At 64.0% G+C, this 12024-nt stretch carries 9 protein-coding genes; 7 read left to right on the top strand and 2 right to left on the bottom strand.

Translation table 11 applies throughout. From position 1 onward, the window contains the following. The first annotated feature begins 110 nt into the window (after positions 1–110). Positions 111–1232 carry a DUF2336 domain-containing protein gene (locus NLY42_RS19585; protein ID WP_023753329.1) on the top strand — a complete coding sequence of 374 codons (1122 nt, stop codon included), beginning with the start codon at positions 111–113 and terminating at the stop codon, positions 1230–1232. A gap of 4 nt (positions 1233–1236) precedes the next feature. On the opposite strand, the gene NLY42_RS19590 is transcribed toward NLY42_RS19585, so the two are convergent. Together NLY42_RS19590 and parE are read right to left on the bottom strand one after the other, a co-directional pair. Continuing rightward, positions 1237–3306 (bottom strand): FUSC family protein, encoded by a 2070-nt coding sequence (locus NLY42_RS19590; protein ID WP_023753328.1) that lies wholly within the window; start codon positions 3304–3306, stop codon positions 1237–1239. 102 nt (positions 3307–3408) lie between these two features. Beyond that, entirely contained in the window at positions 3409–5463 is a 2055-nt protein-coding gene (gene parE / locus NLY42_RS19595; RefSeq protein ID WP_023744803.1) for a DNA topoisomerase IV subunit B, read from the bottom strand. Positions 5464–5720: 257 nt separating this feature from the next. Here parE and cpaB point away from each other — a divergent pair, with 257 nt between their 5' ends. The 6 genes from cpaB to NLY42_RS19625 all read left to right on the top strand — a co-directional run bounded on the left by cpaB (position 5721) and on the right by NLY42_RS19625 (position 12023). Further along, complete coding sequence (gene cpaB, locus NLY42_RS19600) at positions 5721–6626, top strand: Flp pilus assembly protein CpaB (protein ID WP_023667604.1); 906 nt, start codon at positions 5721–5723, stop codon at positions 6624–6626. A gap of 78 nt (positions 6627–6704) precedes the next feature. Then, positions 6705–8105 carry a type II and III secretion system protein family protein gene (locus NLY42_RS19605; protein WP_031244501.1) on the top strand — a complete coding sequence of 467 codons (1401 nt, stop codon included), beginning with the start codon at positions 6705–6707 and terminating at the stop codon, positions 8103–8105. Positions 8106–8109: 4 nt separating this feature from the next. Continuing rightward, entirely contained in the window at positions 8110–8376 is a 267-nt protein-coding gene (locus tag NLY42_RS19610; RefSeq protein ID WP_023667602.1) for a hypothetical protein, read from the top strand. 44 nt (positions 8377–8420) lie between these two features. Then, on the top strand, positions 8421–9635 hold the full coding sequence (locus NLY42_RS19615) for a CpaE/TadZ family protein (RefSeq protein WP_023667601.1): 1215 nt from the start codon (positions 8421–8423) through the stop codon (positions 9633–9635). Beyond that, a complete protein-coding gene (locus NLY42_RS19620) occupies positions 9632–11053 on the top strand; it encodes a TadA family conjugal transfer-associated ATPase (RefSeq protein WP_023667600.1) in 1422 nt (473 codons plus the stop codon). Before NLY42_RS19615 ends, NLY42_RS19620 begins: the two co-directional genes overlap by 4 nt. Positions 11054–11057: 4 nt before the next feature. Beyond that, entirely contained in the window at positions 11058–12023 is a 966-nt protein-coding gene (locus NLY42_RS19625; RefSeq protein WP_023688292.1) for a type II secretion system F family protein, read from the top strand. Position 12024 lies beyond the last annotated feature (1 nt).

Here is a 12024-nt window from a genome sequence, read left to right on the forward strand (position 1 = left end):
CATGCCACCCGCAAGCCAGTTAATAAACATGGTGAACCGTTCGTAAACCATTTCTGCCTAGGGTCATTCCTGGGGCCGGAAGCTTTCCGGCAAGGGGCGTAGCAGGCAGTATGGTTGTCTCGCATTTTCTCAAATGGATCTACACCGCGAGAGTTTCGGAGCGCGCCGCGGCGGCGAGCGCGCTGGCCCGCGCCTACGTCAATTCCGACCTGCCTTTCGAAGACCGTTGCGCGGCCGAAGCGGCGCTGACGCTGCTGCTCGACGACGCCTCGTCGAAGGTGCGGCTGGCTATGGCCGAAGCGCTGTCGATGAGCCATCACGCGCCGCTGCAGATCATCAGCGCGCTTGCCTCCGATCAGCCGGAAGTGGCAGCCCTGGTGCTGGCGCGCTCCCCGCTGCTGACGGACGCCGACCTGATCGACCGCGTCGCGGCCGGTCACAAGGCGACGCAAAAACTGATCGCCGACCGGCCGGTCGTTTCGATGGCGGTTGCCGCGGCAATCGCCGAGATCGGCGAACCGGAAGCGTGTGCGGCGCTGCTCGCCAATGACGGCGCCGATATCGCGTCGCTCAGCTTCCGCCGCATGGCCGAGCGGCATGGCCATATCGCTCATTTGCGCGAGGCAATGGTCACGGATGTGCGGCTGCCGGCCGACTGCCGGCACATGCTACTGGTCAAGCTCGGCGAAACGCTGAAGGCTTCGCCGCTGGTGATGGCGCTGATGGGGGCGGCCAGAGCCGAGCGCGTCACGCGCGATGCTTGCGTCAAGGCTTCGGTGCGGCTGGTCGAAGGCACGCGCGCGGAGGAACATGCGGCACTTATCGAACATCTGCGCCTGCGCGGCGACCTGACCGCAAGTTTCGTCATCCGTGCCATTGCCCACGGCAAGGTCGACTTTTTCGGCTCGGCCCTGGTTGCGCTCAGCCAGCAGTCGGAGCAGCGGGTGCGGGCCTTGCTCGCCGGCGGCCAGGACGTTGCGTTGCAGGCGCTGTTCCGCAGCGCCGGCCTTGCCGCTTCCACCCATGGCATCATCCTGCGCGCGCTCAAGATCTGGCGCGAAGTCGCCAACGGCAAGCGCCTCGCCGGCGTGCAGGAAGTCAGCTGGCTGATGCTGAAGGAACTCGGAGGTCAATCCACTGAGGGCGATCTCGCCGGCCTGGTCAAGTCGATCCATCTCGACGCGCTGCGGGAAAACGCGCGCGGGCATGCGCTGGCGATAGCCGCGGCCTGACGCCCTAGCCACGGTCCCTGGTGAAGAAATCCGGGAAATCCTCGATCGCGGCGGCGATGATGCGCAGCGAGGCTGCGATCTGCAGCATATCCGCACCGCCGCTGCGCTCTGAAAGGCTGGCTGCATATTGCCGGGCCACAGTGACAGTTGCTGTCTGTGGATCGCCGGTTGCGCGAAAGAGCAGTTCACGCGCGAGGCCGCGCAGGAAATTGGCGATCGAGAGCGCGGTGTCGGAAGGAGTGGACGGGCTCTGCTGCGCGGCGCGCAGACGCAGGATTTCAAGGCCGACGGTAACGGCGGCGACCCCGCCGCCCAGAATCGCATCGCCTTTCCTGCCGGCATTTTGCAAGAGCGGCATCAGCTGGTTGATGCGGTCATAGGCCAGGCTCTCGAAGGCCGAACGCCGCGGCACCCGCTCATGCAGGCACAGCCGCGCCAGATCCTCGCGCATGGCCCGCACGATGCGGTTGGCCGCGCGCCATGGATCCACCGGCAGCACCACGATGAAGACGCCGATCGCCAGCAGGATGCCGACCAGCACCGACGCCGAGCCGGCGAAAAACGGGCCTGGGGCATAGGTCATCGCCTGATGCGGGCTGAGGAAGGCGAGGAAATTGATGGCAAAGGCCGTCGCCACGCCGACGGTGCGCGGATTGGCCATGCCCAGCGCCGTCGGTACCAGGATCGGCACGACAAACAGCGCGAACCAGCCGAAGCCGGGCAAAGCAGGCAGCGCGACCTGGCCGACAAGGAAGGCAAAGGGCAAAGCCAGCAGCGTTCCCTTGAAGAAGCCCCAGGACACCCGCACCGGGTCAGGCCGCGCGGCGAAAAGACTGGAGACGACGGCAACGAGGATGACGGTGCCGGCCGCGTCGGACCATTTCGTCGTCAGCCAGAAGGCGGCGACCGCCAACGTGGCAAGGCCGGCGCGTATGGCATTGCGCGAAGCCCCGGGATAATCGCGGTGCACCACCAGCGCAGGCGGCTGCCTGTTGCTCCGGCTGGGGCCCGTCACCGGTGCGCGCAGGGCGTCGAGGCCGCGCAGCACCTGCTTGAAGGCTTCGGCGAAATCGGCGGCGATGGTGAGGCGGGTTATGGTGCCGACCCTGTCGTCGCCCTGATCGGTCGAGGCGTCGGGCATTTGCCGGGCCTTGCCGGCAATCGCGTCGAGCCGCGTCACCCAGGGCGACGTGTCGTCCAGCGCCTCGGGCGTCGCTGCCAGCTCGCTGACCAACGACTGCAGTTCCGAGCGCACCGGAATGAGCGCTGCGTTTTTCGGCGCGGCATGCGAATGCAGCGCGCGCGCCGCCGACAGCGCCGAGAGAAGCTGACCGATGGTTAGGCGGACCGGATGGGCGCGGGTGGCGAAGCTCGGGGCTTCGAGCCGGGCATAGGCGCGCATCTCGGCCAGCATCTGGGCGTCCGTGATCAGCTTGCGGTGCAGGCCGGCCAGCGTCGCCGGGTCGCCACCGGAAAAAGCGCCGCCTGCATAGGTTGCAAGGTCGAGGATGCTGCGCTTCAGCCTGGAGATGATGGCGTCAGCGGCCAGCTTGGGCAGGATCAGCCGGCTGGTCAGGCCGGCGCAGACGATGCCGAGCACGATCTCGGCGCAGCGCGCGACAGCGAGATCGACGACCACGTGCGGCTGGCCGAAAGCCGGCAGCCCAATGATCATCGCGGTATAGCCGGCAAGTGCGGCGCCATAGGCTTCCGGATTGCGCAGCAGCGACGAAACCAGCGTGCACAGCCCAATCCAGACGGATAGCGCCGTGACCAGCAGCCAGGGATTGGTGCCGAAAACCGAGGTGATGCCGATCGCCGCAAGTCCACCGGCCAGCGTGCCGAGCAGCCGGTAAAAACCTTTCGCCAGCACCATGCCGGCGACCGGCTGGGCGACGATGAAGACCGTCATCATCGCCCATTGCGGGTGGTCGAGTTTCAACGCGTAAGCAGCGAGAAGCGCGATCAGACCGGCCGAAACCGTGCGCAGGGCGAAAATCCAATCCGAGCGCGTCGGCTGCGTCAGGCCCGCCAAACTGGTTTCGAAGTAGCTCTTCAGCCGCGCCCGGATCACAAGCTGGTCTCCGTATCGGAAGTGCAGGCTAGAGCAATTCCAGGAAAAGTTTGAAACGGTTTTCCGCCCGGAACTGCGTCAAAACGAAGAGTCGGCCGGCGCTCAGATATCCAGCACTTCCGTCGCGGCGAATTCGGCGCGTTCCTGGATGAAGCGGAAGCGGGCTTCCGGCTTGGTGCCCATCAGCGCGTCGACAGCATCCTTGGTCGCCGCCACGGCGTCGATCACATCGACCCGGAGCAGCGTGCGCTTCCTCGGGTCCATGGTGGTTTCCTTGAGCTGCGCGGCCATCATTTCGCCCAAGCCCTTGAAACGGCCGATCTCGACCTTGGCGCGGCCGGTGAATTCGGTGCGCAACAGCTCGTCCTTGTGCGCATCGTCCCTGGCATAGGCAACCTTGCCGCCTTGCCGGATCGAATAGAGCGGCGGCACCGCCAGATAGAGATGGCCGCCATTCACCAGGTTCGGCATTTCCTGGTAGAAGAAGGTGATCAGCAGCGAGGCTATGTGAGCGCCGTCGACGTCGGCGTCGGTCATGATGATCACGCGGTCGTAGCGCAAATCCTCGTCGCGGTATTTCGAGCGCGTGCCGCAGCCGAGCGCCTGAATCAGGTCCGAAATCTGCTGGTTGGCGGCTAGCTTGTCGTTGCCGGCGCTGGCGACGTTGAGGATTTTTCCGCGCAGCGGCAGCACCGCCTGGCTGGCGCGGTCGCGCGCCTGCTTGGCCGAGCCGCCGGCCGAGTCGCCTTCGACGATGAACAGTTCGGCGCCCGCGGCGGCATTCTGCGTGCAGTCGGCGAGCTTGCCGGGAAGGCGCAGCTTGCGCACCGCGCTCTTGCGCGACACTTCCTTTTCCTGGCGCCGGCGCACCCGCTCGTCGGCGCGCGCAATCACCCATTCCAGCAGCTTGGAGGCTTCCTGCGGATTGTCGGCCAGCCAGTGGTCGAAGGGATCGCGGATGGCGGTCTCGACAATGCGAATGGCTTCGATCGTTGCCAGCCTGTCCTTGGTCTGGCCGACGAATTCCGGCTCGCGAATAAACACCGACAGCATGCCTGCCGCCGAGATCATCACGTCTTCGGAGGTGACGATCGAGGCGCGCTTGTTGCCGACCAGGTCGGCATAGGCCCGAAGCCCGCGCGTCAGCACATTGCGAAAGCCGGCCTCATGCGTGCCGCCTTCGCCGGTCGGGATGGTGTTGCAGTAGGAGTTGACGAAGCCGTCACCGCCGAACCAGGTCACCGCCCATTCCAGCGAGCCGTGGCCGCCCTGTTTTTCGCTCTTGCCGGCGAAGATCTCGCGGGTCACCTGGAAGTCGTCGCCAAGCGATGCCTTGAGATAGTCCTTCAAGCCGCCGGGGAAATGGAACTCCGCCTTGGCGGGCGTCTGGTCCTTTTCCTTGATCAGCGATGGGTCGCAGCTCCAGCGGATCTCGACGCCGCCGAACAGATAGGCTTTCGAGCGGGTCATGCGATAGAGCCGCGCCGGCTCGAAGGCGGCGCCCTTGCCGAAAATCTGCTCGTCGGGATGGAAGCGGATTTTGGTGCCGCGCCGGTTGTGCACTTCGCCGAGCTGCTCCAGCCCGCTCACCGGAACGCCGCGCGAGAACCTTTGGCGATAAAGCTGGCGACCGCGCGCGACCTCGACTTCGAGATGGTCCGACAGCGCATTTACGACCGAGACGCCGACACCGTGCAGACCGCCGGAGGTCTCATAGACCTTGCTATCGAACTTGCCGCCCGAATGCAGCGTCGTCATGATGACTTCGAGCGCCGGCTTCTTGAATTTCGGATGCGGATCGACCGGAATGCCGCGGCCATTGTCGGTAACGGTCAGAAACCCGTCGGCCGACAGCTCGACATCGATGAAGGTGGCATGGCCGGCGACCGCCTCGTCCATCGAATTATCGATGACCTCGGCAAACAGATGGTGCATCGCCTTGTCGTCGGTGCCGCCAATATACATGCCGGGACGGCGCCGCACCGGCTCCAGCCCCTCCAGCACCTCGATGTCGGCGGCGCTATAGCCCTCGCTGCCGTCCTTGGTCGCGGCAGGACGCTTCGTGGCCTGCACCAGCGGGTCGGCCGGGCGCTCCGGTGTCCGAGCCGGTTGGGGCTGCTTTTCCAGATTGCCGAAAAGATCGTTGTTGTCGTCCATGCCTGCCATAGAATCCGGTGCCGCGAATCACCCGTCGATACTGCCACGCTTTTCGGCGCCAAGCGACGGAAGTTCCTGTTACGTTCGGGGATTAAACCCTTCTTATCCTAAAACCTTTCGATAACCAAGCTGGCGGAAATAGGTCCCTGCGGAGCGGGCGCGATTCCTGAATCTTTAACAAAGCGGCCTAGCGTCGCCTCAACAAAACAAAAGACCACGAATGTCAGGGGTTGGTTGTGAGGGGCAAGGCCATAACGATGATTGGCATCGCTGCCGTCTTCGGCGCGATTTCAATCTTTGCCGCGGATTTCTGGGTGAAAAGCCAGGCCAAGGCCGATGCCGAAGAGAAAACGGCGTCGATCCCGGCGCCCGCCGTCCCCAAGATCGTCTTCAAGACCATCGTGGTGGCCAACGCGCCGTTGCGTTACGGCATGGAGCTTGACCGGGCGCAGCTCAGCGAAATCCCATGGTCCGAGGATTCGGTGCCGCAGGGCGCGTTCACCACAGTCAATGCATTGCTCGCCGAAGGCAGCCGCGTGGTATTGTCGCCGATCGAGATCAACGAGCCGGTGCTGATCAGCAAATTGTCGGGGCCGAACGGCCGCGCGACGCTATCCAACATGATGACGCCCGGCATGCGGGCGGTGACAATCCGCACCGACGAGATCGCCGGTGTCGGCGGCTTCGTCATGCCGGGCGACCGGGTCGACGTGGTGCTGACACGCGATGCGGGCGAAATCCAGGAAGTGGCCAAGAACGCGCAGGGCGCTGCCGGATCGACCGTTACCTCCGAGATCGTCGTCTCCGACGCCAAGGTGCTGACCGTGGGGCAGGGCGCCGACGAGCGCCAGACCACACCGCAGATCGCCAATTCCGTCACCATCGAGGTGACGACCGAAGGCGCGCAGAAAGTGGCGCTTGCCCGCACCGTCGGCACCTTGTCGCTGTCGCTCCGCTCGGCCGCAGACGGAGGGGCCGCCAAGGACGGCGTCACCACCATCTCGTCCTTCGGCGGATCGGTCGCCTCCGGCGTCCAGGCCGCTGCCGGCGCGCTGTTCACTGCCGCGACCAAGGAGCCTGAGAAGCCGAAATTCAAGACGATCATCGTGACGCGCGGCACGCAGGTCGAAGAATACCAGGTTCCTGCGCGGGACCAGCAATAACTGCCGGTGGGGACCGGGCGAGGGACGGGACAGATGTCGGGACTTCATGCATTTCGAACTACGAAAGGGCTGCGCCCAATGCGGGCGCTTGCGGTGGGGGCTTGCCTGGCCGCGGCCGCAATGCTCGGCCTCAGTGCGCCAGCCAAGGCCGACAACGATATCGTCCATGTCTCGTCGACAACGAATGCGTCGATCAAGGTAGCCAAGGGCAAGCCGAAGACGGTCATGACCAATGCCGCCTTCTACCAGATCGTCATCGGCGATCCGGAGATCGCCAACGTCAATCCGCTGACCGACAAATCCTTCTATGTGCTGGGCAACAATCTCGGCACCACCGGCATCGCGCTGTTCGACGAGAACAAGCAGTTGGTCGGCACCGTCGACATCGAGGTGACGCTGGACACCGACCAGCTGGCCAGCACCATTCGCGCCAGCGTGCCGGACGCCAAGATCAAGGTCGGCTCGGCCAATGGCCGCGTCGTGCTGTCGGGCGAGGCCGATGACGCGGTCGCCGCCGAGAAGGCAAGCAAGATCGCCAGCCGCTTCTCCGGCAATGAAGAAGTGATCAATTCGGTCAACATCTCGTCCTCGCAGCAGGTTCAGCTCAACGTCCGCTTCGTCGAGATCAATCGCCAGGCCGGACAGGATCTCGGCGCCAAATACAGCGCCAATTTTGCTTACGGCATTGGCGGGCGCGACGTCACCATCGAGCCGGGCTCGGTGCCGGGAGCCGGCAATGGCGAGATCATCGGCCGGCTGCTGTCCAACGGCCTGTCGATCGACGTCGCCATCAAGGCGCTGGAGGAACGTGGTCTTGCCAGGCGGCTGGCCGAGCCGAACCTGATCGCCCGCTCGGGCCAGACGGCAAGCTTCCTCGCCGGCGGCGAGTTCCCGATCCCGGTCTCCGAGGACAATGGCAAGATTTCCGTCAGCTACAAGAAATACGGCGTCAGCCTCGACTTCACGCCGACGGTTCTCAAGGACGGGCTGGTGAGCCTCGACATAGCGCCGGAAGTGTCCTCGATCGATGCTTCGGCCTCCTATAATATCGGCAATATCTCGGTGCCGGGCTTTATCGTGCGCCGCGCCAAAACATCGGTCGACCTGAAGAACGGCCAGAGCTTCATGATCGCCGGCCTGCTGCAGTCACAGAACGACATCACCACGTCGCGTCTCCCCGGCCTCGGCAAGCTGCCGGTGCTCGGCTCGCTGTTCTCCTCCAAATCCTATCAGCGGCGCGAGACCGATCTGGTGATCATCGTCACCCCCTATCTGGTCAAGCCGGTCGATCCGTCGAAGAAGCTGCTCGAGCCGACCGACGGCACGCAGCCGGCCAGCAATGTCGACTATTTCCTCAACAACACCGAGGAAGTGAAATCGTCCGAAGCCAATCGTGCAGTGGCAATGGCCAGCGGCAGTACGGCACAGCCGGCCGCGGTCACCACCGTCGGGCATTTCCTCGACCTGCCGAAGGATTGAAGCCATGCGCGTGGAATCATGCATCGCCCTGCTGATCGCCGGCCTCGCCGGCGGCTGCACCAGCGACGACTATGTCCGCTCCGAGGGACCGACGATTGCCGCCGGCAACGCACAGGCCGCCAATACGGCCATGCAGATGGTCGATCCCTGGAAATACGGCGTCCAGAACACCAGGCTGCTGGTGCCGGCGCAGCGCAGTGAGGCGGCAGTCAACGCCGCCGACCAGGCTGCTGCTGCCAAGGCCGTGCAACCGACAGCGACAACCGATTGATTTGCCCGGTGATTTGACCGGGAATGACCTGACAGGCTGACAAAATGGCAAGCGGCATCAAGACCAAGAAGATCCTGCTGGTGTCCAGCGACCGGACCTTTGCGCAGGATACGCGCACCGCGTTCGCGGCCTCGGAGGTGATCCAGCTTTCGACCGTCGAGAAGAACATTACCGAACTGCGCGGCGAGGTCCAGGAAGCCGATTTCGGCGCGCTCATCGTCGACATGGATGCGGCAAAGCTGGAAGAGATCGAGTCGCTGCAGCGCATCATGCGCCGGCTTGAAGGCCGCGTTCCGGTGGTCGTCGTCACCCAGGAATTCAACGCAGCCGCAGTGCGTATCCTGGTGCAGCTCCAGGTCGCCGATTTCCTGGTCAAGCCGATCACCACCGCCGATCTGGTGCGGTCGGTCGTGCGCGCGCTGCAAGGGCCGGGGCGCGAGGAAAACACCGAGTCGCAGATCTATACCTTCATGCCGGCCGCCGGCGGCGTCGGCACCACGACGCTGGCGCTGCAGACCGCCTTCCAGCTGCATCATTCGGTGACGCGCGGCGCGTCGACCTGCGTGGTCGACCTCAATTTCCAGCAAGGCGCCTGCGCCGAATATCTCGACCTCGAGCCGCGCTTCGACATCACCGAAATCGAGAACCAGCCCGAGCGCCTCGACCGTCAGCTGCTGGATGTGATGCTGTCCAAGCATGCGAGCGGGCTCTGCGTGCTGGCGGCGCCAACGCATCCGTCGGAAATGCGCTCGTTCAAGACCGATGTCGTGGTGCGCATGCTCGATCTCGTTTCGGCCTATTTCGACAACGTCGTCATCGACATGCCGCGCACCTGGTTTCCGTGGACGGAAACGGTGCTGCTCGGCTCCAACAAGCTTTACATCGTCGCCGAAATGACGGTGCCGTGCCTGCGCCATACGCAGCGGCTGATCCAGGCGGTCTACGAGACGGCAGGCAAGGAAGTGAAGCCGAACGTGATCGTCAACCGTTTCGAGCAGAAGATGTTCGACAACGGCATAAAGCAGGCGGATGTCCAGGAAATCCTCGGCGAGCATTTCGTCGGCGGCATCTCCAACAATTACCGGCTTGTGCGTGAAGCGGTCGACCGCGGCGTGCCGCTGCATGAGATCGACCCGAACGCCAATGTCGTCAACGATCTGAAGAGGATCATCCTGCCGGAAGAAGCCGTGGTGACGCCGGAGAAATCGCGCTCGCTGTTCGGCATCGGCAGGGGCCTCCTGAAGAGGAAAGCCGGATGACCAGCCGCTTCTCGACCCTGCAGAACCGTGACGTCCGCGCGCTGAAGCCGGCCGAGGCGGCGCCGGTCGCGCATCACGCCGTGGTCATCCCGACGAACCGCAAGGCCTTGCCGCCGAAGCCGGAGACAACACCGGGAAAAAGCGCCAACAAGGTGCTCGATGCCCGCGTGCGCATCCACCGGCTGCTGCTCGAGGAAATCAACCTGGTCGCGCTGGAGCGCCTGCCCAAGGATGAGATGCGCCGGCAGGTGCAGGAGTTCGTGTCGGAAAAGACCCGCCAGGAGCGTATGGCGATCAACACCGTCGAACTTGAAGCGCTGGTCGATGACATCGTCGATGAGATGGTCGGCCTCGGCCCGCTGGAACCGCTGCTCAAGGACCCCGACATCAACGACATCCTGATCAACGGCCACCAGAACTGCTTCGTCGAAAAACGGGGCAAGCTGCAGCAGGTCCATATCCCGTTCAAGGACGAGGCGCACCTGTTGCGCATCGTCAACAAGATCGTCGCCGCCGTCGGCCGCCGGGTCGACGAATCGCAGCCGATGGTCGATGCCCGCATGCTCGACGGCTCGCGCTTCAACGCCGCCATTCGCCCGGTCGCCGTCGACGGGCCGCTGGTGTCGATCCGCAAGTTTTCAAAGAACAAGCTCGGCCTGCACAAGCTGGTCGAGTTCGGCGCCATCACCCAGAACATGGCCGAGGTGCTGGCGGCTGCAGTCCACGCCCGCAAAACGACCATCATCTCGGGCGGTACCGGCACCGGCAAGACGACGATGCTCAACGCATTGTCAGCCTTTATTCCGGAAGACGAACGGTTGATCACCATCGAGGACGCGGCCGAACTGCAGCTGCAGCAGCCGCATGTCGCGCGCATGGAAACGCGCCCCGCCAACATCGAAGGTCATGGCGAGCTGAAGCAGCGCGACCTGGTCAAGAACGCGCTGCGCATGCGCCCTGACCGCGTCATCCTCGGCGAGTGCCGCGGCGAGGAGGCCTTCGACATGCTGCAGGCGATGAACACCGGCCATGAAGGCTCGATGGCGACCATCCACGCCAACACGCCGCGCGACGCCATTTCGCGCCTCGAGCAGATGCTGGGCATGACCGGCATGCCGATGACGGTGCAGTCGATCCGCAGCCAGATCGCCAGCGCGCTCGACCTTATCGTCCAGCTGACGCGACTGTCGGACGGCAAGCGCAAGGTGACCAGCGTCGCCGAGGTGACCGGCATGGAAGGCGACGTCATCCAGATGCAGGAGATATTCCGCTTCGTGCGCACCGGCATGGAAGCCGACGGCAAGATCCTCGGTCACTACGAGGCGACCGGCATTCGCCCTCGTTTCCTCGAGGACCTGCGCAATATGGGCATTGAATTCCCCGGCAAATATTTCGAACCCGGCCGGCCGCAGGAGTAGCCGGGTGTTCGAGAATTTCAGCCCGATCTATGTCGTCTATGCCGCGGCAGCGCTGACCGGCATCATGATCGCCGAAGGCTGCTATCTGCTCTATGCCGGCCGCAGCGACAAGCGCCTGGCTATCAACCGGCGCATGAAGCTGCAGGAAAACAAGATCAGCCAGGAACAGGTGCTGATCCAGCTGCGCAAGGAACGCGGCCTCGATTCCGGCACGTCATTCTTCTCGCCCGACCGTTTTCGCGCGCTGCGCACGCAGTCTGGCATGGTGATGCCCTTGCCGAAATTCCTGACGATGACGACGGGCGTGGCGCTGGCGATGATGCTCGTCGCGCTCTGGTACGGCCTGCCGCTGTTGCTCGCCATTTTGCTGTTTGTGGTGCTGACAGCGCTGCTGCCGGTAATTGTGCTGCGTTCCAAGCGTGCCCGGCGGGTGAAGCGTTTCGGCGTGCAGTTGCCGGAGGCGCTGGAATTGATCACGCGCGGCTTGAAGGCCGGGCATCCGGTTCCCGTGGCGATCTCGATGGTGTCGCGCGAGATGCCCGATCCGATCGGCACCGAATTCGGCGTTATCTCCGACGAGGTGACTTATGGTTCCGACCTGGTTTCGGCGCTGAATTCACTGTTCGACCGCGTCGGCCAGGAGGATCTGCCGCTGTTCGTCACCGCGGTGTCGATCCAGACGAGCTCGGGTGGCAATCTGCGCGAGATCCTCGACGGGCTGTCGACGACGATCCGCGAACGCGGCAAGCTGCGCCGCAAGGTGCGCGCCATTTCAACCGAAGGCCGTATGTCGGCCTATATTCTGACGGCGGTGCCGGCGCTGCTGTTCGCCGCCATCATGGTGATGATGCCGCAATTCTATCAAAGCGTCTGGGATGTGCCGAAGACCTGGTATCTGCTGGGCGGTTCGGTGACATGGCTGATGCTGGGCAACATCATCATGTTCAAGATGTCGAACTTCCGGTTCTGAG

The sequence above is a fragment of the Mesorhizobium sp. C372A genome (assembly GCF_030323245.1).
Taxonomy (GTDB): Bacteria; Pseudomonadota; Alphaproteobacteria; order Rhizobiales; family Rhizobiaceae; genus Mesorhizobium.